Below are 24,301 nucleotides of genomic sequence, written 5' to 3'. Positions count from 1 at the left end.
AAATGAGACGGTTTTAGCCTTATTTAATAACACTAAGACTTATGTGTAGATGAATTGAATCAATACCAGAATTGTATCAATAAATTGTGCTTGGTGGTTAGGAAATAATATAACTGTCTAGAATAGTTGTGTAGAGGCTAAAGACAAAGAATAAATAGTATCAGGATAGTTTTCAGTTATCCTGATACATAATTAATGATAAGCAAAAGCAGGCTCAGCCTCATGAGCTTCATCAACTTCAACTAACATATTTTCGTTAATCGAGATGAGGCTTACTTTTTTTGTTTCATTAATAAGTAATGGGTCATATTTGGCTACTACCCTTACATAGTTTTCGGTAAAACCTTGCATAAGTCCATCTTCGACATCTTCTTCAAACAACACGGAGAAGTTTTTACCTAGTTGCTGTTCATAGAAAAAACGTCTTTTTTTATCAGATAAGATGTGTAACATTTTAGAACGTTCGTTGCGTTTATTTGCAGGCACAACAGGTTTAATGCTAAGTGCGTGCGTATTAGCACGCTCAGAGTATGTAAACACGTGTAAATAGCTTATATCAAGCTCATTCAGGAAATTATATGTTTCCAGAAATTCTTCATCCGTTTCGCCCGGATGCCCCACTATTACATCAACACCGATACAACAATCGGGCATCAGTTTTTTAATTTGTGCTACGCGGTCAGTGTATAGTTCTCGTTTATAGCGGCGGCGCATCAGGCCAAGCACTTTATTAGAGCCAGATTGTAACGGAATATGAAAATGTGGCACAAAACGCTTTGAACTAGCCACAAAAGCGATAATCTCGTCTGTTAATAGATTTGGCTCAATACTTGAGATTCTGAAACGCTCAATACCTTCTACTTCGTCAAGCGCTTTAATGAGTTCAAAAAAGGTTTCTTTGCGTTCGTCATTCTGCAAACCAAAATCGCCAATATTTACGCCTGTCAATACAATTTCTTTAACACCACTTTCTGCAATTTTGTAGGCTGCATTTACAACGTTTTCAATGGTATCAGAGCGGCTTTTGCCTCTGGCCAACGGAATGGTACAATAAGAACAGGGGTAGTCGCAGCCATCCTGAACTTTCAGAAAGGTACGTGTACGGTCGTTTAAGGAATAGGATGTATGGTACTCGACGGCTTCTTCAATTCCTGAATTAAAAACTTTGGCACTTGTTTTAATTTCTTTAGGCTCTTTTACAAAATCGCCCAGAATATCAACCAGCCTGAATTTCTCGGCAGCTCCTAATACTGCATCAACTCCTTCAATTTCGGCTATTTCTTTTGGTTTTAGCTGAGCATAGCAACCAATAATGGCAACGTATCCATCAGGATTTATCTTGTTTGCTTCTTTCACAATTTTTTTGCATTTTTTGTCTGCATTTTCTGTGACCGAACAAGTATTTATAATGAAAATATCAGGTTGCTGATTAAATTCAACTTTCTTGTATCCACGTTCCTCAAACATACGGCCTATGGTCGAGGTTTCGGAGTAATTGAGTTTGCAACCCAACGTATAAAAGGCAACTTTTTTCATAAGACAAATTTCAAGGCACAAATTTAACTAAAATTGGTAGATTTACCGCTCTTAAAGCTAAACAAACACCTATTTCACTATTTAATAAATAAAATATGATACTGAAAAGTTCAAGATTAACGCTGTCAAAAATAAAAGAATCATCAATTCATAAATTTGATGAGGTTAATTTCAGTTACAATGTAATGAAATACATCACAGGGCATGCACTTACTAAAGAAGAGGCCATTGAACGCTACCTGAGATTCACTCATGAGCCTTATTATGGAAATTATTTTGTGCAAGACACCGAAACTCGCGAAATAGTTGGATTAGCCAAATTAACGCAAGAGGGGGAGGGTATTGTTGAAATAGGGTATAGCTTGTTTGAGAAACATTGGGGTAAAGGTTATGCCACAGAAATAGCCCAGACACTCATTGATTTTGCCATAACGGCTCTAAAGCCTAATAAAATTATGGGCATTGTTGATAGCCGAAATCCGGCATCGATACACGTTTTGGAAAAAGTTGGCCTCCAAAAAGAAGGCGAAGCAACAGAGGAAACAGGTGTTAGGGTTTATATGTTTGCCAGATATGTAGTTTATTAAAAACAAAAACCTCATAACATTGTCATGAGGCTTTGTAAACAAAATATTATTCGAAAAAATTTTAAACCTGAGCTGTTTTTACGGTTTTGATGATACGTGCAGCTACTTTGTATGGGTCTGCCGCAGAGTTTGGACGACGGTCTTCTAACCAACCTTTCCAACCTTTCTGAACCGCTGCAATCGGAATACGAATTGATGCACCACGGTCAGAAACACCGTAAGAGAATTTGTCGATTGATTGTGTTTCGTGCTTACCAGTTAAACGTAAGTGGTTGTCAGCACCGTAAACAGCAATGTGTTCTTTCACGAATGGCGCAAATGCCTGACAGATAATATCGTAAGTTTCTTTTTTACCTGCAGTTCTCAAAATAGTGTTCGAGAAGTTTGCGTGCATACCTGAACCATTCCAGTCGGTATCGCCTAGCGGTTTGCAATGCCAGTTGATAGCAACATTATATTTTTCACCTAATCTTTCCAATAAATAACGAGCAATCCAAGTTTCGTCACCTGCTTGTTTAGCTCCTTTAGCAAATACTTGGAACTCCCATTGGCCAGCAGCAACCTCAGCGTTGATACCTTCAACGTTCAAACCAGCTTGTAAGCATAGTTCAAGGTGCTCTTCAATAATTTCACGACCAAACGCATTGTTTGCACCTACCGAGCAATAATACTGTCCTTGTGGAGCAGGATACCCGTTAGCAGGGAAACCAAGTGGTTTGTTTGTTTCAGGATTCCATAAGAAATATTCTTGTTCAAAACCAAACCAGAAATCATTGTCATCATCTTCGATAGTTGCACGGCCGTTTGATTCATGTGGAGTACCATCTGCATTTAATACCTCACACATTACTAAATAGCCAGTGCCTAAACGAGCAGGGTCAGGACAAATGAAAACAGGCTTAAGCAAGCAGTCAGAAGAACCACCCGGCGCTTGTTGAGTAGACGAGCCATCGAATGACCACATATCACAATCTTCCAGTTTGCCGCTGAAATTTTTTTCTATTTTGGTTTTGCTGCGAAGGCTTTGTGTTGGTTTGTAACCATCAAGCCAAATGTACTCTAATTTAGCTACTGCCATTGTTGTAATTTTTTAAGATGTTTCGGTTATTAATCAAAGAATATGATACAAATATATATGCAAAAAACAATATAAGATTCTTTGATAAGCAAAAATTTTAGTTAAAAATTTTATTTTCTTTAAAAAATGCAATTAATTATAGAAATATTAAGATAAGCCCTCAATTTGTACATTATCCTCAATCCTATTTTGATATAAAACTACAAAAAAAATATAGTTTGCTTGCTTTTTAAAACATGTTTTTTTGAAAAAATGAAAAAATACTACTCAATTGATAGAAAATTGCACTTATAATTACAAGAATTGTATTTTATTATGATTTGATTTTTCTAAGAAGTTCTAACCATTACTCAAATACATCTTTTGAGTAATAATACTTAAATAAATTCGGCATTAATGAACTCATTCGTGTTGGTAAATTTGAACGGCTAGCTCACAATGTATTATAATTTGTAGGGCTAAAAATATTTTTGGCATTGATGAAATGCCGGAGCATCTATGTAGCAGTTTCAGGACTACCAGCCCTATATATTGTTATAATTAACTTATCAATTTATAAAGAGATAAGAAAATGCCCAATTGAGTATGTTATATAGGCTTTACTATTTAGACCTGTTCCAAATAATGTTGTTTTTAATTTGGATTTATTCTAAACAAGCTATACTTTTGTAGTGTCAATAAATTACAAGAGGTTAATTAAAATGCAGAATACGATTGGAATAACACCTTCAATGGTTGAATTATATAAAACAAGCAAAGGGTTGGTTTATCAATGTAATCTGACAAACAGGGTTTTTCTTGAGTTCGGAGGTATTGTAACATCATTTAAAGTTCATAATTTCATTAACTTTAAAAGATTAATTGACAGCATTAATATTATTGATAAACTCTACGACTTATCTGACGAAGCCGATTTCGATATCGTCAAAGCTCCTAATTCTAATCAGGTTTTTACACTGCATCTTTGTGAGGTTATCCATTTAAGAGAACTTTTGTCAGGCGCAAGATTCGCGCTTTATGTAAACTCATTCCTTAACGAAGTATTGGGCGAATACGAAGTTATTTAACGGAACTTAATATTTAGAATTTCTCTAAATTTGGCTACAAAAGCATATATAACGAACAATTTGCGTTGATAGGTTGTAATATTAGTATACATTTGAAAAAAATAATAATACTATATGAAAGACCTAGTTAGACTTCGCACCTCTTTAAAAGAAGAAATAGAAACGGCTTTAAATTCGCAAATAAAAATGGAAGCGGAGGCTTCGGCCAAATACCTTGCAATGGCATCATGGTGTGAACGCAATGGCTATCTGAAAAGTGCTGAATATCTGTACAAACAATCAGATGAAGAACGTGGCCACATGCTAAAAATATTTCACTATGTTGCATCAGTTGGAGGTACAGCCGTTAGCCCAGAAGTACCCTCACCACAGCTAGAATGGGGAACTTTCCAGAGTGTATTTGAAACTGCTTTGCAAAGTGAAATTAACGTAACCCATGCCATTAACAAATTGGTTACCAAATGCCGCAATGCAGAAGATTATGCCACTGAAAATTTCTTGCAATGGTTTGTAAAAGAACAAATCGAAGAAGAAGCCAATGCACGCAGAGCTTTAGAGCTATTTGATGTAATTGGAGAAGACGGAACTGGCCGCTTCACTATTGATAAAGAAATCGGGAAAATAGGAAGTACTGAAGAATAAAATAATGGTTTACAACCATTGCGCTATGATTAATAAACTTAGTCAAAAATTATGAATCAGGCATAAAATATCAGCAAATTGGGCTACATTCATGGCTGAAATAATGGGCAGGTAAATATTTTATCTGCCCATTATTCTTCTAAAATATACTTATCAAAAAACTTCTCAGCTTTTTTTTCGGTCATTTCGCCATGCCAGACGTTTTCAGGTTGAAAACTCACCACAGGGGCATAATCGCAATTGTCTGAGCAATCCATTTTTACTAACAATACCTCATCTTTTAAGCCATTTTCTTTAATTTTTGCCTTAAATACCTTCCTGATTTCCTTGCTATATTTGCCACATTTACTGCCGTCACACACAAAAATGGTGTGAGCAGGCGCATCTATTTTGCTCATAGGCTATTTGTCTAAATAATCCTGAAACATCCGTTGCATGAGTGCTTTGCCTAAGTCAACATCATGCGAGCCGAACGACCCATTTAATTGAATCATTTTTTTACCAACATTATCAAACACAATTTCTTTTTTGGGTTGAATAAACCCAAAACCATTGTTAAAAGCAAAAAAAGCCCATTGTTTTGTTTTGGGGTCAAAAATATTTTTACTCCAGTTGTAGGAATAGGCATTTAAGCCAATTTGCCTTAACAATGTTGCCGAAATATCAATCTGTGAAACAATGTTGTTTATTTCAATACCTGTTTTGATTAAAGCACCACCAAGCCATAGCATCGGAATTTTAAAATCATCAACCTTTTTTCCGGTTTCAGGAATCCGATGTCCATGGTCTGCAACAATAACTACCAGTGTATTTTGCCACCACGGTTGTTGCTTAGCCGACTCAATAAAATTACCTAAAGACTGGTCGGCATAGTACATGGCATTCATAAATTTCGACTCTTCGTCGTCGCCCGTAAACTTTGTCTGCATAGGTACCTCAAATGGTTCATGACTGCTCAAGGTAAGAATGGTAGAAAAGAAAGGTTGGTTAACCGCCGAATGGTCTGTCAGAAATTTTTGAAAAACAATTTCATCATGAGCACCCCACTTTGAATTCCAGTATTTGGAGTCAAAATCCTGTTTGCTCACAATTTTCTGAAAATCAGCCGAATACAGATAAGATTTAATATTGGCAAATTCTATTTCACCTCCATAATAAAAATCAGTTGAGTAGCCAATACCTTCAAAATCTTTGCTTAGTACCGGTAGTTTGGCTGATTTATTTGGCTCCGTAATAATTGAGGTAGTCGGTTGCGCCGGATAACCACTTAAAATAGCCGGAATACCCTTATCAGTTCTATCTCCGCTGGCATACATATTTGAGAAATAAACACCATCTTTTTTTAATTGATTAAAACGTGGAGTTACTTCTGCATTATTAATAATAGTTTGTGTAGCTTTTTTGGTAAAGCTCTCCCAAATAATAATTAATACATTTGGTTTTTTAAGGTCACTTCTGATAAACGGTGTGGTGGTATTTGAATTGGTGTATAATTCACTGATATTATTACTTAGTTCTTCCTTAGGTAAATAAGTGTAAGGGTTAACTTTATCGTAAGAGCCATTTACCAAAGAACTGAAAAAATTCCATGTAGGATTTACGGCAGCAATGTTTGCAAAATTATTAGTTGAAAAATAAACCGTACTCTGATTCATTGGAGAAATGCCGAGGCTTCCCCTGATTGGAATAATTAAAGCAATCGTTAGCAAGAGCGAAACCGGAATAAAAGGCAGATTGTCAATATAATTCCAGTTGTCAATATTCTTGGTAATAATTCTATACACAATATAAGAAGCAAGAATCAGTAAAAGTAAAAAACTGATAAATAACTGAATTAAAGGCGAAGAACTAACAGAAGCCCATGCTTCACGAGGAGTTTTGAGGTATCGTAGAGGGGTGGCATCAAGATGATACCCCCAAGTATTAAATACCTGTAAATCAATAACAATAATGAGGTTAATAATTAGCACCATCAGAAAAGTATAGCTGAAAATCCAGTTTTCGAGCCTGCTTTTCTTAATAAAATTCGATAAAGAAACCAGTAAAAAAGGAATGACAGAAAGATACCCCGCCATCGAAAAGTCCATACGTATGCCATTCCAGAAAATACCCCATATAGTCTGGAGCGTCAGTAATTTAGTATCTTCAATGTGATACCCCAGAAAAATAACTCGGGCTACCAGAAAAAAAATTACCCAAAAGCCATAATAAATTAACAAAAATTGTAAGCGTTCTTTCATTGAATCAGTTTTGTAAAAGTGTCAGTTCAGGTTAAGCCGTCAGTACTTTCATAAAGTTGCATGAGCTTCCGGTTTTATTCTGGCAATGTGCCATTTTATTATTTATCTAAAGCCCTAAATGTTTTTTTTATCAAGGTTCTTTCTCTATTTTTAACCCCAAATATAGGACATCTCAACAAAACTACTAATAAAAAATGGCAAGATTAAGATTTAAGGCGGTAGATGAAGCTCAAACCCGCCGGACAGTTAAAGTTGATATCCCTTCAGGTAAAGTAACAGAATATTACGGTGCAAATATTTTTAATGATGACGTAATGCGTGCTATGCTTTCTCCTGAGGCGTATATGAAAGTAACAACGGCTATTAAAAGCGGTGAGAAAATTGACCGCGAAATTGCTGACGAGGTTGCCTCAGCTATGAAATCATGGGCCGTATCAAAAGGAGCTACGCACTACACGCACTGGTTCCAGCCTTTAACCGGAGGTTCAGCCGAAAAACATGATGCTTTTTTCGACATAACCATTGATGGTAAAGCCCTTGAGAAATTCAAAGGAAGCTCGTTAGTGCAACAAGAGCCTGATGCCTCTTCGTTTCCAAGTGGTGGTATCAGAGCTACTTTTGAAGCACGCGGATACACCGCATGGGACCCAACCTCACCTGCGTTTATTATTTATAATGAAGCAGGTACAGGCACACTTTGCGTACCATCCATCTTTGTTTCTTACACAGGCGAATTGCTAGACTCAAAATCGCCGTTGCTGAAGTCTTTACATGCGTTAGATAAAGCGGCAACTGAAGTTGCAATAATTTTTGACCGCCATGTTGAAAAAGTATCGGCTACACTCGGAGCAGAGCAAGAGTATTTTCTGGTCGACAAAGCCTTGTTTAATGCACGCCCTGACCTGATGATGGCTGGCAGAACAGTTTTTGGGCATCCTCCAGCTAAAGGGCAACAACTCGAAGACCATTATTTTGGCACAATTGCACCGCGTGTAAACGCTTTTATGGTCGATTTCGAGTTTGAATGTCTTAAATTGGGTATTCCTGTCAGAACCCGCCATAACGAAGTTGCACCTGCGCAGTTTGAAGTGGCTCCAACTTTTGAAGAGGTAAACCTTGCTTGCGACCATAACATTCTGTTGATGGATGTTATGCGCAAAGTAGCCAAAAAGCATGACTTTGAAGTGTTGTTTCATGAAAAACCATTTGCAGGTATTAATGGTAGTGGTAAGCACAATAACTGGTCGATGGGTACTGATACCGGTGTAAACCTGCTAGGCCCAAGCACAAAGCCCAAAGAAAGCCTGCGTTTTGTAACTTTTCTTGTGAATGTTATCAAGGCAGTACATGATAACGCCGATTTACTAAGAGCAAGTATTGCTACCGCAGGTAACGAACACCGTTTAGGTGCAAACGAAGCTCCACCAGCTATTGTATCAATCTTCTTGGGGTCTCAGATGATTAAAGTACTTGAAGACATCGAAAACAAGGAAATTGTATCAATCGAAAAAGGTGAAAATGCCTATATCAAACTAGGCTTAAACAGAATACCGTCTATTTTGTTAGATAATACCGACCGTAACCGTACTTCACCTTTTGCCTTTACAGGCAATAAGTTTGAGTATCGTGCCGTAGGTAGTTCGGCTAACTCAGCACAGCCTATGATGGTACTTAATACCATTGTAGCAAATCAGCTTATTAAATTCAGAGCCGATTTTGATGCCGAAATGACCGAACACGAAGGCAAAAAAGAAGAAGTAATTGTGAAAATTCTGAAAGGTTACATCAAAGAATCTAAAAAGATTTTATTTGAAGGAAATGGCTATTCAGATGAATGGAAAGAAGAAGCGGCCAAAAGAGGGCTTTCAAATATTGCAAGCGCACCTGAGGCTTTAAAAGCGTATCTTCGCCCAGAATTTATTGAGGTATTTGAGAAACTAGGTGTACTGACCGAGCGCGAAATTCATGCCCGTTATGAAATTGAGCTCGAAAACTATATCAAGAAAATCCAGATAGAGTCGCGTCTGATTGGAGACCTTGCCATGAACCATGTAGTGTCAACGGCTATTAACTATCAGGCAAAATTAGTACAAACAGCCAAGTCGCTCAAAGACATGGATATGCATCAGGAAGCCGAACCAGTTTTGAATATTATAAGAGAAATATCGGCGCGGGTGTCAGAAATTTCAAGAAAAGTTGAAGCCATGACAGAAGCACGTAAGCATGCCAATGCCGTTGAAGACCTTGAATTGAGAGCAAAACTTTACGGAAATGACATCAAGAATTTCTTTGATGAAATCAGATATCCTGTTGATAAGCTGGAGTTACTGATAGATGACGAAGATTGGCCACTTGTAAAATATAGAGAATTGTTGTACATTCGTTAAATATTAGGTGATACAATATTTAATGAATAATCAGACTTTTTACATAATCAGACAAAGGTTTGCCCAAGTTTTTGTAACTGGGCAAACCTTTTTGCTTTTCATCGTTTTTTTTCTTTTTATTGCCAATGCTGCTATGGCGCAAGCGGTTATCTTTGATGAATTTCCGATTACTGCGCAAATCTATCAGCGAGATAAACTTAACAGAGGATTGGTGACCATCAAGGGTCGTCTTTACACAGAAGGCTACACAGATGTTTCTATTCTGGTAAAGAAAGACCAGAAAAACTTTTACTGGAAGAAGCAAAAACTTGCTTTTCAGTCAGGCGAACTCCTCAATGCCCCCTTTTCATTTCAGCCATTTATTACTGCCGGTCTTGTTGAATATGATATTTACTTTTATGCTTTCAGAGGTGCCGATTCGGTTTTGGTGAAAGAGGCTACGCAAGTATTGTGCGGGGATAATATTGTTATATATGGGCAATCAAATGCGGAAGCAAATGATTCTAACGAGTTGGCAAAGTTTAAAGATGAATTTAAATACGGGCGGACTACCTTTGCCAATTTTCAGACCAACGATTATTCGTGGTTTCCTACCATGAAATGGAATTACTATATGTCTGGTTTAGTTGGCCTTGAAATTCAAAGGCAACTAATTGATAAATACAAAGTACCCATTGGTATTATTAATGGAGCCGTAGGAAACAAAAGTATTGATGATTTAATGAAACGTGATGAAAAAAATCATGAAAATCTTGATTTCTACTATGGGCAACTTGTTAAAAAAGCAAATAAGGTAGGCTTGAGCAAAACAGCAAAGATATTTATATGGCGACAAGGCGAAAGTGAAGCCTTTGATTCGACAAGAATAGATGCTTATCCAGCCAAATTTGACCAATTAAGAAAACAAATTCTTGAAGACTTCCCTGCTATCGAAAAAATTTATGTTTATCAGAATAATATTTATTGGGTTGAAAATAAAAAAGCAGGCGATTTAAGAGAGTTCCAACGTAAATTAAGTCAGTTATATCCTGACTGTGAAAGTATATCAACCGTTGGTACTCCGGGTTTTGATGGTGTTCATTACAATATTCAAGGGTATCAAGCCAATGGTCTTGAGGTATCAAGGCTCATAGCCAAAAATTTTTACCTAAGTGCTGATACCCTCGGAATCCATACTCCAAATATTACAAAAGCCTATTTTAATGCACGCCGCGATAGCCTAACCCTTGAATTTGATAAAAATCAGCAAATGAAATACCCCGATTATTCAATAAATAAAAATTTCGGAGGCTTAGCTTTTATAAAGGATTACTTTTATCTGGATGGCCTAGCTGGCCAAGTTTCAGGCGGTAAAGCAGAGGGTAACAAAATAATTTTATTTTTAAAGGCTCCCTCTGATGCAAAAAAAATTACTTATTGTCCTGATTATTTTAATCTTTCTTCTGAATCAACAGAAGGTATACCTTATCTGACTAACACCAGAGGTATGAGGGCTTTTACTTTTAAAAACTTTGCTATTACATCGCGTATTAAAATAAATAAGCCAGTTCTGACGGCTAAGCTAGGTTCGGGCCTTGTAAAAAGAGTAACGCTCGACTGGACCTTGCAAACTTCTTTAACCTATTCAGTTGAAAAATCGGTAGGTACACCCGACAATTTTACCAAAGTAGTTACCCTAACACAAAATCAGTTTGTTGATACAAAACTTAAAAAGGGCGTAAAATATTATTACAGAATTAATGTAGAAGACGAAGTATATAGCAATATTGTCGAGGTCACTATTCCGTTGGAAACACTTGGTTTGGAAACCGACGCTGAATTATTGGTTTACCCGAATCCTGTCCAGCAAGGTGCTGAGCTGAGAATTAATCTGAATGGCTTAGCCAGCGAACTTGTTTTAACTAATACTCAGGGAACAATAATTGAAAGAATTCAATTTAAAGATAAGAGCGCAAGTATTCAGACACAGAAATTGAATCCGGGAGTGTATTTTCTTGAAGCTATTCATCAGGACAATAGTAAATGGATAAAAAAAGTTATAGTAAATTAATAAGGTTTGATTTTTAAATTTTGAGTGTTAATGTTTGGTCGTTTTTTAAAGAAGTTACTTGTTTTTTTATCACCTGTAATTTTATTAGGTATCGGGTATTTTATTTTTGACCCATTCCATATTTTACACGTCTACGAGTCATACCCCGATAATTATGCCAAGAGCTTAAACCGTGACAGAGTAAGTACACAGGTGTTTTTGAATAACAATAACAAGTACGATTACAAATCATTTATTTTTGGTAGTTCGCGTTCGAGCGTATTTTATGCTAGAGATTGGGGAAAATATATTCATGACGAAACCCCATATCATTTCGATGCCTCTTGCGAGACAATATCGGGTATTGCATCAAAACTAGAATTTATTGAGACAAATAAAAATAAAATTGATAATGTACTTTTTGTTTGGGACCGAAGCATTTTTGAATACGAACAAGATACACTAGGTTGTGTTTTTATACAAGATTATCGTGTTAGCAAGTTGCCTTGGCTAAAATATCATACAATTTTTCTAAATTCATACTTCTCACAAGGTTTCTTTACGGCATTCTATGACTACATGATTTTCAAGAAATTCCGTAATTATATGAAAACCTATCTCGAATATCGTAAAATCAATTATACACCAGTAGTGAATGATTTTATTTTTACGAGTTATATAGAAGAAATTAAACGAGACTCAGTAAAGTATTATACGCAGCCTAATTTTTTCTACGAACGAAACCCCGAAAAACAGTTACCTGCTAAAGTGATTAAGCCTTATCAGTTGCAATATTTAAAACATATAAAAGAGATTTTGCAACGTAACAATACCAAATTCAAAATTGTATTAGGGCCTACTTATGACCAGAAATATTTTAATAAAGAAGACCTGAATGTGCTTGAATCTTATTTTGGTAAAGACAATATCTACGATTTTTCAGGGCAAAACGAATATACCAACAATAAAACCAATTACTACGAGATATATCACTACAAGCCTAATGTAGCTAGAGACATTATGCGCCGGATATACCAATAAAATTACAACGATATTTCAGCAGAGAACTTGACCCCAAATTTTCTTATATCTGGTTTTTCAAGATAAGTAAGCCTGTGCATAGCTTCAACCCGGAGGAATTTAAAGATATTACTAATACCGTAGCCGAGTTCAATGTATGGTCTTTTGTCAAGCCCCGAAAAATTTCTGAAATTATTTTCGGTTCTTTCTGGTGTTATATCATAATTTTTGTCGGTTAAAGTACCAACCAGAAACTTACCTGTGGTAAAGGTTCGCCACTTGAGTTTTTTTATCAGAGGGAAACGATTAAAAAGCAGCCCTTCAAAATCGTGTGTGTATCTAAAAGAAAAATATCTGTCGCTAATAAACTCGAAGTTATTCATTAAATTGAATGAATTGCCGATAATAAAGATGGTTTCATTGCCCAGATGGCTTTTTAGAAGCGGATATGGAACGGTGCCTAAAATTGCACCTGCTTCGGCCCTATAATAGGTTTTACCAAAGTACCCTAAATTAAGTGTGTGGCTATATTTAGCCATAAGGTTATGGTAGGTGAAATCGCTATTTAAGAGGTTTTTAGCCCCTAAAATATATCTAAATGTTATGGTTGGTGATTTTATAGTGCCAAAACTTAATCGCTCATTGTCATTGATTACGGCAAGTTCGTCACGAGCTAACGTAATTTCGGATAAAAACTCAGAAGTCTGAAAACGAGTTGTTAGCGGAGACGATTCGCCCAGAGCAGGTTGCAGGCGGTATTCGAACGGATAAAGAGGGTCGAAACTTCTGGTTCTGAAACCGAATGAAGTAAAAACACCTTTTGATACTTCTCGTTGAAACTGAATTTTATTTTCATTCTCATAATAAGGACGCATTAATGTGAAAAAGCGCATATATGCCGAATAAATAGCCCCTAAACCGAGGTCTTCTTTCCGTAAACCTACCTGTTCAATATCGTGCGTTAGTTTCAGACTGAGAGTTGTCCAAGGCTTGCGCGAAAATATTTTAGTAATCTCTGCTCCCCATTTAACTTCATCATCTTTCGTTCCGTAAGCCAGATACCCTTCCAAAACCCATTTTTTACTGAACTCATAGTTTGTTCTAAGTCCTAGCCTCATTCGTACCCCTTCAATATTATTATATGCTCCTGAATATACGAGTGGGCCTAATTCAATTCCGGTAAATAATCTTGTATAACCACTCGACAATATCTTGGCTATTTCTGTATAAGTTTTAATTGTGGGAATATTCTTAATGGTATCAATCATGGTATAAGCCATTTGCTCACTTTCTGTAAAGGGTTCAGGTCGTACCGATTGCCAATATTTCTTGTCGTTTTCACGATAGTCGAGGGCAATTTCTATGCCTCGGTCATAGAATTTCACATCCTTAGGCTTATTGATAACAATATCCTCATTATAGTTGGTAAATTTCAGAAGCATTCCTGCCGACCCCTTAGTTATTTCGGCTACATCGACCAGAATTCGGTTTTTAACCGGAATCCATATTTTGTCAACAGGCTCTGCTTCCTGCTGAATTTTTATACGCTCAACAAAGTTAAGATTAGCATCTTTTGTTATAGCGGCATCAATCTGGGCAATAGCCCATGAGTCCTTTGTAATCCAGATTGAACCTGCAAAGGCTAAATCTTGTTTGCGTTTGGGCGTAAACTCAATTTTGTAGCAAAAATCATCTCCAAAAAAGGTACTATCTGCCAGATAATAGTCATAGATAAGCCGCCAGTCATCGGCAATAGGAGACGCAAAATTTTTGCTGAGAACCTCTACCTGATTCACATAAAAATTGTATTGCTGAAACGTTGAGCCTATTAGCTGTGCCGTCAGGCTTCCGTCGGTTACACCAATTCCTTTAATATTGGTTTTTTCAATGATTTCTTTTGAAAGACGAGGGTCGTTACGGAAATAGTAATGAGAAACTGATTCTGAGATAAAAGTTGGCACAAGGGCTTTGCCTTCTTCGTCGGTTAAAGTGCCTATTTTTTCAATTGCTTTATCAACCTTCTGGGCTATTTTCCTTTTTCGGAGTTTGTCGGTAATGTTATTAATATCAACTTCAATTTTATTGTAGCTTTTATAATCGAACGCGCTTATTTTTTTATAATTGTTCTCGGATTTTGCCGCTACTGCTTTTCTGATAATAGCCCAAGCCGGATTTTCACCTGCATATACTTTTACTTCGTGCAGCAGTATTTCTGACGGTTTTAGCTGTACGTTTATAGTTTGGGTAAGCGAATCTCTCCTGATAAAAACTGTTTTATTGGTATAACCCATGCAGGAAATTAGCAACGAGTCAGAAGCGAGGCTTGATAGTTGAAGAATGAAGTTACCCTCAAAATCGGTGTTTTTGCCGAGTGTTGTATTTTTTAGGCTCACTGCCGCAAACGGAATAGGGTCATGTGTTACGGCGTCGGTTACTTTTCCTTTAATGGTAAAAGTATTTTGAGCAAAAATAATGGTGGATGATAGATAAAAAATCAGAAAGTATATGTACTTCATTTTACATTGTGCAATTCATTAGTCGATACTGATAAAACGTTTACGACCCTATAATGGTTGCTTCTTTTCTTGAAATACGTAGTATTTTACTACTTATTGTTTATAAAATACAAAAAAATAGTTGGCAGTATATACTGTCAACTTGATACTTTGAGAGCAAGAAAATAAACAGAAGACTGAAACTAACAAATATGCTTATTTATGATACTCATTAATGAAGTCACCTTTAGGCATAAATTCAAGGTCTTCAACCGATTGATTGAAATAATAAACCCAAGCTGTATAAGTTTGTCCGTCGTTTTTAAGAATTACTTGTGCTTGTTTACGCACATATTCAGAATGGGCGGGGTCCATTGGGTTATATTCTTCATACTTATCAAGCATAGAAAATAATTTGTCAGGTTCTTTTAATTTATATAACTCACCTTTGACAAAGTATTTTTCACCTGAGGGGCATGGTACAATACCTGGGTAATAATCGACCATGTACATTTTGCCTTCCATCATAGCTTTCCCTATAAATTCTGCATACTTGTTTATCCAGTCGTGCGATTCAATGTCGCCATATTCACTCAAAAGAGTACCATAGACGAACAGATACTGATTCTCATTCATTGTGTAAGTTAACTTGATGCCTTTTGTATATTACTATAAAAAAGGGTTTGTAATAAAATATTTGACTGATTATCTCCGAGGCTTGCGGCTATTCTGAAACGTTGTTTTGCACTTTCAAAGTTAGCATTTCTGAATTCAAGTTTACCAATAAGTCTTAAAATTTCAGGGTTTTTATCCTGATACATCTCCGAAGCACGTTTGAGTTCAACAAGGGCTACATGATATTCTTCGAGATGATAATGGCAAAGTCCTCTCCAATAGACTGGTTCTGCCAGAGAGCTATCTAGCATAACTGATGTATGGAAATCGCCTAAGGCTGCTTCCCAGTTTTCAAAATGATAATGGCATTTGCCTCGATACAGATAAGCTACCGATGATTTAGGATATTCTTTGATTTCTCTATCGAAATACCGGAATGCTTTTACAAAGTCATGAGCATTATAATACTTAATGCCTTCTTTAAAAACAATTTCTTCATATTCCTGAGGCGAAATATCACTACCTAGCCTGATTCTCAGATAAAAATACACTAAAAATGGTATGCTAATCAGTAAAGCCTCCATAGTTTTATAGTTTATTGAGTTCTTCTCGTAGTTTTTTTGTCAAACTTTTTACAACTAATTCGTACGACTCACTAATCCATTCTTTCAGTATTACATCTTTCACAGTGCCATTAATAAAAACAGTGTTCCAGTGTTGTTTATTCAGGTGATAACCGCCAACAACACAACTGTATTCTGCTCTTAATTCTTCATTTTTTTCAGGAAGATTTTTCAGACTGATACTCAGAGGTTCGTCGAAACCTGTAAGGGCAAACATTTTGCCCATTACTTTATACACTAAGGTGTCAGGTCCAAAGGGTAATTCCTCGGTAACACCTTTCTTGGATAAACAAAATTCTCTGAACGACTCTAAATTCATAACGAGGACTTATCTGGTAGCACAGCGAGTAACCATAATAATAACACAAATCAAAAACATGATAATCGAAATTTTATTGATTCCGTGCATCATTTTCAGGTTAAAACTATGCGGATATTTACCTTCTTTATCTTTGCGGAATACCCTCACAAAATAAGCAAAAACAGGACCTATTGCTAAATAATGTTTGATTTTTTCTAACATATTACAAATGCTTTATTAGTCATTGAGTAGCTCCATCTCCAAAACTTCTGGTTCTAGCCAACGACCATCTTCTTTGATTAATTCGATTAACTCATTCACTGCGTTGTCGGCATGAACCGACTTCTTTACTACATTCTGCCCACGATAAAGGGCAATTTTATCTTTTCCAATACCCACATAGCCGTAGTCGGCATCGGCCATTTCGCCAGGGCCATTCACAATACAGCCCATAATACCAATTTTTACACCTTTCAGGTGGTCGGTGTGTTTCCGAATCATGGCTGTGGTTTCCTGTAAATCAAACAAGGTTCTGCCGCAGGAAGGGCAACTGATATATTCAGTTTTGCTCATTCTGGTACGTGCAGCCTGTAAAATTCCGAACGAAGTACTATTTGCTATGGCATGATTTTCAAAGGCTAGCATAAGCCCGTCGCCAAAGCCATCTACCAGCAAGCCTCCACAATCAGTAGCAGCATATAACTGTCCGTTGTTCTCTGAAACATCTTTGTAGCTTCTTCTAAGCACAACAGGGTTTTTGATGCCATAATTTAGTAAATCGAAGTATAATTTTCTTAGCTCCGGCATGGCAGCTTCGTTTGTAGTGCTTGCAATTAAAACTATGTTTTTAACTGCTTTAAGTGTTTCAATAAACAACGGAGTTAAGTCATCAATAGTAATGCTAACAAAGTTGATTGAAGGATGCAACTTATTTTGTTTATTGGCTACCAGAAAACTTTCGGCTGTGAAGAATGGGAATTTATTGACTTTGTCGGTTTGAGATTGCCACGCATTACTGTCAAGAATTTCTTTCAGGCCATTAGGTAGCATAAAAGGTATAGGGTTACTACCGCTATAAACGTAGTCGGCTCCTATATCATTCATGCGCCATTTATCAGGCAAAGGCAGGTAAAAATGACCTATTGGTTTTAAATCCTCGTGTTTGTCAACCGTAATGTCAGAAAAATCTGCAATGACACGTGGTACATTTACCCCACCAAAATTTTCAACTTCAGTTGTTTCTCGTCGGGTATATTGATAAGGGTTAATCAGAATAACACCAATCGGGCTGATATAAGTTGCTTTTTCTTTCCGGTGTGTGTATCTGTCAACCAATGCTTTGGCTACCGGAGCTTCAAATTCAGGGTCTTCGGTCAGGCTTACTCTAACAGTATCACCCAGCCCATCTTCCAGTAGTGTTCCTATACCCATTGATGATTTTATTCTGCCATCTTCTCCTTCTCCTGCTTCTGTTACACCCAGATGTAGCGGATAAGGTTTTAGGTTTTCGGCTGCCAGCCGCTGTACCAGAAGGCGATAGGCTTCAACCATTACCTGTGGGTTTGACGATTTCATGGAAATAACTATATTAAAATAGTTTTCGTCTTCACAGATTCTTAAAAACTCCAATGCCGACTCAACCATTCCTAAAGGAGTATCGCCGTAGCGGCTCAAGATTCTGTCTGACAAAGAGCCATGATTGGTACCAATGCGCATAGCTGTACCATATTCTTTACAGATTTTTACGAGTGGTAGAAACCGTTCTCTGATTCGCTCGAGTTCGGCCTGATAATTAGCATCAGTATAATCAATAATTTCGAATCGTTTTTTATCGGCATAATTGCCCGGGTTTATTCTGACTTTCTCAACGATTCGAGCTGCCAATTCAGCGGCATTAGGGGTGAAATGTATATCAGCTACCAGCGGAGTAGAGTAACCTCTCTGGCGCAATTCTTTTTTGATACTTTCGAGGTTTTGCGCTTCTTTTACGCTAGGGGCAGTAATTCTTATTATCTCACAACCGCTTTCAATCATTCTGATTGACTGCTCGACCGAGCCAATGGTATCCATTGTGTCGATGGTGGTCATGGATTGGATTCTAATCGGATAGTCTGAACCTAACCAGACATCGCCTACCTTGACCTGAACAGTTTTTCTGCGTGAATATTCGGTTAATGACTCACAATATTTTTTCTCGGATTCAGACATTAATTTACTGATAGTTTATTTCATGCAAATCTAAACATGAATATAACGAGTTTTATAAAAGAAAGGTTGAAAAATTTATGATAAATTCATCAATGATAATTTTCGTTACAAGAAATTGATGGATATAGCTAAATACTCCCATTGATGATTTTTTGCCAAACCCTGAAATAAGTACTGGAATATTGGTAATTTTGCAGAAAAATTAAAATTAAATGACAAGTGAAGTAGTAAAACTGCCTGTTATGGAAGCATTTTATACCCTTCAAGGAGAGGGGTATCATGCAGGGAAGGCGGCTTATTTTATCAGATTAGGTGGTTGTGATGTTGGGTGTGTCTGGTGTGATGTGAAGGAATCATGGGATGCTTCGTTGCATCCACAGTTTTCTATTGAGGAAATAGTAAAAGAAGCTCAAAAATATGCAGGGCGCATGGCAGTAATTACAGGTGGTGAGCCATTAATGTATAATTTGCAAGCACTGACCCAAGCACTTAAGCAAGCGGGTTTTCAGACTAATATTGAAACTTCGGGTGTTTATGAGATGTCAGGAGAATGGGATTGGGTTTGTTTTTCACCAAAAAAATTCAAAGAGCCTCACCCAAGTATTTACGCCCAAGCAAATGAACTGAAAGTGATTATTTACAACAAATCAGATTTTGCTTTTGCCGAGAAATACGCTAAGGTAGTTAATGAAAATTGTATGCTACTCTTACAACCTGAGTGGGGTAAACAAAGCCAAATGTTACCACTAATGATTGATTACGTAAAAGAGAACCCTAAATGGAAAGTTAGTTTACAAACTCATAAGTTTATGGATATTCCATAAACTTATGCCTACGAGTTATTTAAGTGGGCCTTTGTTTAATAATTTACCATTCTTCCAGACTTCTTCTATCAGGCGAGTAGCTTTAATGTTGTCAGCAGGATTTGCTTGCAAAATAATAAAATCGGCCTTCTTGCCAGCTTCGAGTGTGCCTCTGTCCTTATTAATGCCTAAAACCTTTGCTCCATTTTGCGTACCAACAGTAATTGCCTGCAAAGGTGTTAAACCTGCGTCGGTGAGTAATTCTAACTCCAGATGTTCTGAAAAGCCTTGAGTCCTGATAGGTTGCGCACCAGAATCAGTGCCTAGTGCTATCAGGATACCCGCATCAAATAGCTTTTTGACGTTTTTCATGGCATTCTGAAAAGCCTTTACATTTCTTTGGTAAGAAGGCGAGTTCAACGTTTTCTGGCGATATTCTTCGTTATTAATCATGGCTAATACGCCAGGTTCTAACGATACTCTAAAGAAATCATCGTTTATCCAAGTAGGTGTCTCGGCATAGGCATAAGCATATTTATCAAGCGAAAGCGTAGGTATGTATATAGTGCCTTTGTTTTTCATGGAAGCAATTAAATCGGCATCTATTTCTGTATCTCTTACGCTATGAGCAAATACATCAACCCCTGCTTTAACTAATGCTTTAGCATCTTCCAGATAATAAAGGTGTGAAGCCACACGTATATGGTGTAAATGGGCTTCATTGATAATTGCCTGATACACTTCGGGTTTTATTTTTTCGGCATCACTACCAAAATTATCAACCCAGATTTTAATCATATCAGGCTTTAGACGAGCCAGTGTTTTTACATTTATTCTTGCTTCTTCTGGGCTTGTCGGACGAAAAAAGAGGTCTTTGCCACCTTCCGTTGTAGGGCCACCACCTTTAGTTGTAAACCCATAACCTGCTGTAAACAAGTAAGCACCCGAAAGTTTGCCAGCTTTTGAAGAATCTCTTAAACCAAAAATAATCTCACGGTCAGTACCTAAGCTCATCATTGTTCCTACACCAAATTTTTCGTATTTCTCGAGTTGCGAAACGATATTCTCTTTGGTATAATTAAGGGCAGATGTTTTAGTACCTTTCAACAAACCTATATGCCCATGCGTATTAATCAGCATGGGCATAACAGTTTTCCCTGTGAGGTCAATAATCAGGTGGTTTTCAGGATATATTTTTCTGGTTGGGGTAATTGCTGCAATGTTGCTGCCTTTTATAAATAAATCCATGTTTTCTCGAGGCAAGTTACCAGTGCCGTCAATAACTGTAACATTTTTTATTACAGTTATCTGGGCGTGTACTTGTTGCCACACGACAAGGTTAAAAACGCAAATACACCAATAGAAAAACTTTTTCATGATTACACGCGAACAAGTAAAAGAATATTAACGTTGGCCATACATCACAATAGATGCCTTAGCTAAAGCATTTGCATTAAGATTAAAGCCTACCATAGCAGGACTTGCATTTTTGTCTAAATCTAATTTGGTTTTTAAAGCATACACGGTTATCAGGTATTCGTGTGGAGCTCCCGGAGGAGGGCATGGGCCACCGTAACCGGTTGTTCCGAAATCGGTAATACTCTGAATACATTCTTTAGGGGCAATTCCTTTTGTAACATCTCCTGCACCTGCTTTTAGCTCAGTAATATTAGCCGGAATATTAAATACAACCCAATGCCACCAGCCGCTACCCGTAGGAGCATCTTTGTCATAAATAGTAATAGCGAAACTTTGGGTTCCTGCTGGCGCACCTGTCCAAGATAATTGAGGCGAAATGTTTTGGCCTGTGCAGCCAAAGCTGTTAAAAAACTCTTTGTCGGTAGCTTGGCCGCCCAAGCTGTTGCTTTTTAGGGTAAAATTCTGAGCAAAAGAAAAACTGCTCATGAAAAGAAGTGTAACTAAAAACGCGTTTGTTTTTTTCATGATGTTAAAGTTAAAATTAATTAGAATTGTAGTACTTTGCCATGGGTACTTCTGATAATCAAAGGCATGAGTACGGGTACATGGTTTAGAAAATTAACAGCCATTTCGGAGGTTTTTTCCTTGCCGAAAAGTTTTTGTAGTTGCCTACCTCTCCATAACTGATTTTTAAAATTATGGTTCCACACCGACACATAATTTTTTTCTAACTGATTCCGGCTGATATGCGCATATAAAAAATCGGCAATTAATTTGGCTGCCAAAAAACCTGACCTGATGGCAATAGACATACCATTACCTGCCAATGGCGTAATTAAACCTGCGGTGTCACCAACCATAATCATGTGGTCGTGTACACGGCTTTTGGTAACGAAAACCACCTCATTAATTACCTCAGGTTTCTTAAATAAAAAGGCTGCGGTAGTAAATATCTGTTTCAGAAAAGGATTTCGGAACAAAATATCCTCTTCCATTTCTTTGATACCATTTTTAGCTTTAAGATTAGCGGTTTCAGTTAAGTAGCATAAGCAGTAACAATTATTTTCAATGGCTGAAATACCACAGTAGCCGCCTTTGAAATTGTGTAAAGCAATTAAATCTTTCGGAAAATCAATTGAAATATGATATTTTACACCCATGTAAGTGGTGGCTTGTTTCGGAATTTGCCTTTTTATAATTCTATCTACTTTAGCACGTTTGCCATAAGACCCAATAACGATTCTTGCCTGAAAAGTTTTGTTGGTATTGGTATCTACAAAGAAAGTGTCATTAATTTGTTGGGTGCTTTCAATACTTGTATTGAGTTCAAAATCTACCTTTAAGGCAAGGGCAATTTTATATAATTCATAATCAAGCGTATAACGGCTAATACCAAAGCCTCCCATATTTAATGGAGCGTTTAGTACAGTTCCTGCTGTTGAGGTAAGCTGAAAACGGCTGATTCTGGCAGCACCTAATCCATCAATATCAAGTCCGATATTTTCCAGATAGGGTCTTACTTCGTTTGATATGTATTCACCACAGACTTTATGAAATGGGTATACGTGTTTTTCTATCACAATAACTTTAAAACCATTTCTGGCCAGTTCGATAGCCGCAGTTAATCCTCCGAGTCCACCACCAATAACAATGACATCATACATATTAAGAATCGATTTCAAAACTCATTTTTTGTAATGTAAATTTAGCGCGTTCTTGCCAACAATTTTTCCTACTTCTTCGCCACTTTGTATTCCATCTCTGAAATGAATGCCACCATATACCCTCGAAATACTACACTCTTTGGCAGCCGCCCAGAATGAGTTAAAAACCTTAGGAGGCCCAACAAAGTATTTTGAGTAATCGGTATAGCTAACGTTATCGCCTATTTTGTCGGTCAGGATAGTGGCCATTGCGGCCGACTGTGCCGAGTGTCCCGACGGAAATTCAGGAAAGGGTGGCGTTAATAAAGCAGCTTCCCATTGGCTGTCAATGTAGCGTTTGATATAAGCAATCGGTCTGATAAAATTCTGCTCGTATTTTATTTTCCATGTAACAATAAAAGTATCATTCAACCCAATGGTCAGGTTACTATATAACTCAGTAGCCTCATCAAGGGTTTTAGGATTTTGCTTTAAAACCTGTGTCAGAATAGAAACCGAATGGCCTGGGGCCGAATAAGTAAAAGAAGCGGCATCGTCCCAGAAATTAGCAATTTGCAGTTTTTCGCTGTTAGGCTTTACATCTTTTGAAATATTATAGACCTCCATAGCCATTTTATAGAAAGGCGAGTTCGGATAAATCGAAAACTCTACTTTAGGCTTTATATCTATTCCGTTTTGATTTTCTTTAAGAAAAGTTCGGTTTTTTCCCCAATACGGATGCAAAGGGCCTGTATTTTCGAGGTCTGCTACACGATTAATTTCAAAGCATGATTTACATACAGGCATTTTATAGTTCATATCATAAGTTCTCAGAAAAGTATTATGCCCGCCATCGGTCATTGAATATTGGTAAATCCAGTCGGCAACTTTCACTCCATACTGTTTTGATTTTTCCAGACATTCTTTCGTAAGCCTCGAAGTATAATACTGATTGATGGAATCGTTTAAGGCATAAACCTTTTCCATCCAGATAAACGGAGATGAAACAAAAAGCCTGTCAACCATAGTGAAAATGGCACTTGATACGGCAACCGAAGCATTAAATTCAGTATTATCTGCAAATAAGCTATCGGGGCGTTTAAGGTCTTGTAATTGTCCTGACAAAGAAAAATTATCAGGGTAAGCAGGAAGCATTGCTTCATAAGCAGCAATATTGATGTAGGCCATATTCCTTGCCGACACATTAGGGCTGTAACCTTGTGTTTGCTCTACTAAATCAAAAATCAACTCATGCCACCTTACTACCAAATCAGACGAATCATAGTTGTATTTTCTTTCTGGTTCTACTTTTATAAAAGTAGGCAAACCCACTTGGGGGTCTGGCTGGGTGTCAGTTTCTTCAATATTGTTTTCTTCTTGTGATTTTACCCGAGGTTGAGTTACCTTTGCAGAACTTTTGGGTGGAGACACTTTTTGTGTTGGCGCATTAATCTTAGGCTTCGTTGCTGGTTTTGGAGGCGTTTTTTGTTGAGCCAATGCACTAAAGTAAACTATGATTAAAAGAAAGACAAAAAAAGATTTCTTCATAGTTGAGAGATTTTTGATAAAAAAACGAATATTTGAAGCCAGATACTACATTTTGATTAG

The 24,301-nt window shown here is 37.1% G+C and carries 21 protein-coding genes; 7 read left to right on the top strand and 14 right to left on the bottom strand.

The window, feature by feature from the left end; all coding sequences use genetic code 11:
- Window positions 1-192: 192 nt before the first annotated feature.
- Window positions 193-1,536, bottom strand: a complete 1,344-nt coding sequence (mtaB, locus tag WAA15_RS02215; RefSeq protein WP_337040753.1) for a tRNA (N(6)-L-threonylcarbamoyladenosine(37)-C(2))-methylthiotransferase MtaB — start codon at window positions 1,534-1,536, stop codon at window positions 193-195.
- Window positions 1,537-1,631: 95 nt separating this feature from the next.
- On the opposite strand from mtaB, the gene WAA15_RS02210 reads away from it, so the two are divergent.
- Window positions 1,632-2,123 (top strand): GNAT family N-acetyltransferase, encoded by a 492-nt coding sequence (locus WAA15_RS02210; RefSeq protein WP_337040751.1) that lies wholly within the window; start codon window positions 1,632-1,634, stop codon window positions 2,121-2,123.
- A 61-nt stretch (window positions 2,124-2,184) separates the two neighbouring features.
- Here the strand turns inward: WAA15_RS02210 and WAA15_RS02205 are convergent, their stop codons facing one another.
- Window positions 2,185-3,201 carry a glutamine synthetase beta-grasp domain-containing protein gene (locus tag WAA15_RS02205; protein ID WP_337040749.1) on the bottom strand — a complete coding sequence of 339 codons (1,017 nt, stop codon included), beginning with the start codon at window positions 3,199-3,201 and terminating at the stop codon, window positions 2,185-2,187.
- Window positions 3,202-3,902: 701 nt separating this feature from the next.
- On the opposite strand from WAA15_RS02205, the gene WAA15_RS02200 reads away from it, so the two are divergent.
- Together WAA15_RS02200 and WAA15_RS02195 are read left to right on the top strand one after the other, a co-directional pair.
- The gene (locus WAA15_RS02200) at window positions 3,903-4,268 is read left to right on the top strand and encodes a hypothetical protein (protein WP_337040748.1); all 366 of its coding nucleotides are present in this window, start codon (window positions 3,903-3,905) and stop codon (window positions 4,266-4,268) included.
- 114 nt (window positions 4,269-4,382) lie between these two features.
- Window positions 4,383-4,910, top strand: a complete 528-nt coding sequence (locus WAA15_RS02195) for a ferritin (RefSeq protein WP_337040746.1) — start codon at window positions 4,383-4,385, stop codon at window positions 4,908-4,910.
- Between the two features lie 131 nt (window positions 4,911-5,041).
- Here WAA15_RS02195 and WAA15_RS02190 read toward each other — a convergent pair whose 3' ends face one another.
- Both WAA15_RS02190 and WAA15_RS02185 read right to left on the bottom strand, forming a co-directional pair.
- The gene (locus tag WAA15_RS02190; protein ID WP_337040745.1) at window positions 5,042-5,308 is read right to left on the bottom strand and encodes a (2Fe-2S) ferredoxin domain-containing protein; all 267 of its coding nucleotides are present in this window, start codon (window positions 5,306-5,308) and stop codon (window positions 5,042-5,044) included.
- 3 nt (window positions 5,309-5,311) lie between these two features.
- The gene (locus WAA15_RS02185) at window positions 5,312-7,150 is read right to left on the bottom strand and encodes an LTA synthase family protein (RefSeq protein ID WP_337040744.1); all 1,839 of its coding nucleotides are present in this window, start codon (window positions 7,148-7,150) and stop codon (window positions 5,312-5,314) included.
- Window positions 7,151-7,344: 194 nt separating this feature from the next.
- Between WAA15_RS02185 and WAA15_RS02180 the strand changes: the two genes are divergently transcribed.
- The 3 genes from WAA15_RS02180 (at window position 7,345) to WAA15_RS02170 (ending at window position 12,607) form a co-directional block, all read left to right on the top strand.
- Window positions 7,345-9,537: a glutamine synthetase III family protein gene (locus WAA15_RS02180; protein ID WP_337040743.1), complete on the top strand. Its 2,193-nt coding sequence runs from the start codon at window positions 7,345-7,347 to the stop codon at window positions 9,535-9,537.
- A 91-nt stretch (window positions 9,538-9,628) separates the two neighbouring features.
- Window positions 9,629-11,587, top strand: a complete 1,959-nt coding sequence (locus tag WAA15_RS02175) for a sialate O-acetylesterase (RefSeq protein ID WP_337040742.1) — start codon at window positions 9,629-9,631, stop codon at window positions 11,585-11,587.
- 30 nt (window positions 11,588-11,617) lie between these two features.
- Window positions 11,618-12,607 carry a hypothetical protein gene (locus tag WAA15_RS02170; RefSeq protein ID WP_337040741.1) on the top strand — a complete coding sequence of 330 codons (990 nt, stop codon included), beginning with the start codon at window positions 11,618-11,620 and terminating at the stop codon, window positions 12,605-12,607.
- Between the two features lie 2 nt (window positions 12,608-12,609).
- Here WAA15_RS02170 and WAA15_RS02165 read toward each other — a convergent pair whose 3' ends face one another.
- The 6 genes from WAA15_RS02165 to ispG all read right to left on the bottom strand — a co-directional run bounded on the left by WAA15_RS02165 (window position 12,610) and on the right by ispG (window position 18,828).
- Entirely contained in the window at window positions 12,610-15,102 is a 2,493-nt protein-coding gene (locus WAA15_RS02165) for a DUF5686 and carboxypeptidase-like regulatory domain-containing protein (protein ID WP_337040740.1), read from the bottom strand.
- Window positions 15,103-15,297: 195 nt separating this feature from the next.
- The gene (locus WAA15_RS02160) at window positions 15,298-15,717 is read right to left on the bottom strand and encodes a gamma-glutamylcyclotransferase family protein (RefSeq protein ID WP_337040739.1); all 420 of its coding nucleotides are present in this window, start codon (window positions 15,715-15,717) and stop codon (window positions 15,298-15,300) included.
- Between the two features lie 8 nt (window positions 15,718-15,725).
- Complete coding sequence (locus WAA15_RS02155; RefSeq protein WP_337040738.1) at window positions 15,726-16,280, bottom strand: tetratricopeptide repeat protein; 555 nt, start codon at window positions 16,278-16,280, stop codon at window positions 15,726-15,728.
- 4 nt (window positions 16,281-16,284) lie between these two features.
- Window positions 16,285-16,638 carry an MmcQ/YjbR family DNA-binding protein gene (locus WAA15_RS02150; RefSeq protein ID WP_337040737.1) on the bottom strand — a complete coding sequence of 118 codons (354 nt, stop codon included), beginning with the start codon at window positions 16,636-16,638 and terminating at the stop codon, window positions 16,285-16,287.
- Window positions 16,639-16,647: 9 nt separating this feature from the next.
- A complete protein-coding gene (locus WAA15_RS02145) occupies window positions 16,648-16,842 on the bottom strand; it encodes a DUF6728 family protein (protein ID WP_337040736.1) in 195 nt (64 codons plus the stop codon).
- 15 nt (window positions 16,843-16,857) lie between these two features.
- A complete protein-coding gene (gene ispG / locus WAA15_RS02140; RefSeq protein ID WP_337040735.1) occupies window positions 16,858-18,828 on the bottom strand; it encodes a (E)-4-hydroxy-3-methylbut-2-enyl-diphosphate synthase in 1,971 nt (656 codons plus the stop codon).
- A 212-nt stretch (window positions 18,829-19,040) separates the two neighbouring features.
- Between ispG and WAA15_RS02135 the strand changes: the two genes are divergently transcribed.
- A complete protein-coding gene (locus WAA15_RS02135; RefSeq protein WP_337040734.1) occupies window positions 19,041-19,652 on the top strand; it encodes a 7-carboxy-7-deazaguanine synthase QueE in 612 nt (203 codons plus the stop codon).
- Between the two features lie 15 nt (window positions 19,653-19,667).
- Here the strand turns inward: WAA15_RS02135 and WAA15_RS02130 are convergent, their stop codons facing one another.
- The 4 genes from WAA15_RS02130 to WAA15_RS02115 are packed head-to-tail and all read right to left on the bottom strand — an operon-like array spanning window position 19,668 to window position 24,241.
- The gene (locus WAA15_RS02130) at window positions 19,668-21,008 is read right to left on the bottom strand and encodes an amidohydrolase family protein (protein ID WP_337040733.1); all 1,341 of its coding nucleotides are present in this window, start codon (window positions 21,006-21,008) and stop codon (window positions 19,668-19,670) included.
- A 27-nt stretch (window positions 21,009-21,035) separates the two neighbouring features.
- Window positions 21,036-21,575 (bottom strand): YbhB/YbcL family Raf kinase inhibitor-like protein, encoded by a 540-nt coding sequence (locus tag WAA15_RS02125; RefSeq protein WP_337040731.1) that lies wholly within the window; start codon window positions 21,573-21,575, stop codon window positions 21,036-21,038.
- Between the two features lie 20 nt (window positions 21,576-21,595).
- A complete protein-coding gene (locus tag WAA15_RS02120) occupies window positions 21,596-22,732 on the bottom strand; it encodes an NAD(P)/FAD-dependent oxidoreductase (protein WP_337040730.1) in 1,137 nt (378 codons plus the stop codon).
- A gap of 3 nt (window positions 22,733-22,735) precedes the next feature.
- Window positions 22,736-24,241: a vanadium-dependent haloperoxidase gene (locus WAA15_RS02115; protein WP_337040729.1), complete on the bottom strand. Its 1,506-nt coding sequence runs from the start codon at window positions 24,239-24,241 to the stop codon at window positions 22,736-22,738.
- Window positions 24,242-24,301 lie beyond the last annotated feature (60 nt).

The organism is Emticicia sp. 17c, from assembly GCF_037153985.1.
In the GTDB taxonomy this organism is placed as follows: Bacteria; Bacteroidota; Bacteroidia; order Cytophagales; family Spirosomataceae; genus Emticicia.
This window is presented reverse-complemented; position numbering and strand designations above follow the sequence as displayed.

Excerpts from the sequence above, each read along its gene's own strand:
- WAA15_RS02115 (WP_337040729.1), bottom strand. The coding sequence starts at position 24,241 with ATGAAGAAATCTTTTTTTGTCTTTCTTTTAATCATAGTTTACTTTAGT.
- WAA15_RS02130 (WP_337040733.1), bottom strand. The coding sequence starts at position 21,008 with ATGAAAAAGTTTTTCTATTGGTGTATTTGCGTTTTTAACCTTGTCGTG.
- WAA15_RS02195 (WP_337040746.1), top strand. The coding sequence starts at position 4,383 with ATGAAAGACCTAGTTAGACTTCGCACCTCTTTAAAAGAAGAAATAGAA.
- WAA15_RS02155 (WP_337040738.1), bottom strand. The coding sequence starts at position 16,280 with ATGGAGGCTTTACTGATTAGCATACCATTTTTAGTGTATTTTTATCTG.
- WAA15_RS02165 (WP_337040740.1), bottom strand. The coding sequence starts at position 15,102 with ATGAAGTACATATACTTTCTGATTTTTTATCTATCATCCACCATTATT.
- WAA15_RS02150 (WP_337040737.1), bottom strand. The coding sequence starts at position 16,638 with ATGAATTTAGAGTCGTTCAGAGAATTTTGTTTATCCAAGAAAGGTGTT.
- WAA15_RS02180 (WP_337040743.1), top strand. The coding sequence starts at position 7,345 with ATGGCAAGATTAAGATTTAAGGCGGTAGATGAAGCTCAAACCCGCCGG.
- WAA15_RS02160 (WP_337040739.1), bottom strand. The coding sequence starts at position 15,717 with ATGAATGAGAATCAGTATCTGTTCGTCTATGGTACTCTTTTGAGTGAA.
- WAA15_RS02170 (WP_337040741.1), top strand. The coding sequence starts at position 11,618 with ATGTTTGGTCGTTTTTTAAAGAAGTTACTTGTTTTTTTATCACCTGTA.
- WAA15_RS02200 (WP_337040748.1), top strand. The coding sequence starts at position 3,903 with ATGCAGAATACGATTGGAATAACACCTTCAATGGTTGAATTATATAAA.
- WAA15_RS02125 (WP_337040731.1), bottom strand. The coding sequence starts at position 21,575 with ATGAAAAAAACAAACGCGTTTTTAGTTACACTTCTTTTCATGAGCAGT.
- WAA15_RS02185 (WP_337040744.1), bottom strand. The coding sequence starts at position 7,150 with ATGAAAGAACGCTTACAATTTTTGTTAATTTATTATGGCTTTTGGGTA.
- WAA15_RS02210 (WP_337040751.1), top strand. The coding sequence starts at position 1,632 with ATGATACTGAAAAGTTCAAGATTAACGCTGTCAAAAATAAAAGAATCA.
- WAA15_RS02190 (WP_337040745.1), bottom strand. The coding sequence starts at position 5,308 with ATGAGCAAAATAGATGCGCCTGCTCACACCATTTTTGTGTGTGACGGC.
- WAA15_RS02205 (WP_337040749.1), bottom strand. The coding sequence starts at position 3,201 with ATGGCAGTAGCTAAATTAGAGTACATTTGGCTTGATGGTTACAAACCA.
- ispG (WP_337040735.1), bottom strand. The coding sequence starts at position 18,828 with ATGTCTGAATCCGAGAAAAAATATTGTGAGTCATTAACCGAATATTCA.
- mtaB (WP_337040753.1), bottom strand. The coding sequence starts at position 1,536 with ATGAAAAAAGTTGCCTTTTATACGTTGGGTTGCAAACTCAATTACTCC.
- WAA15_RS02135 (WP_337040734.1), top strand. The coding sequence starts at position 19,041 with ATGACAAGTGAAGTAGTAAAACTGCCTGTTATGGAAGCATTTTATACC.
- WAA15_RS02145 (WP_337040736.1), bottom strand. The coding sequence starts at position 16,842 with ATGTTAGAAAAAATCAAACATTATTTAGCAATAGGTCCTGTTTTTGCT.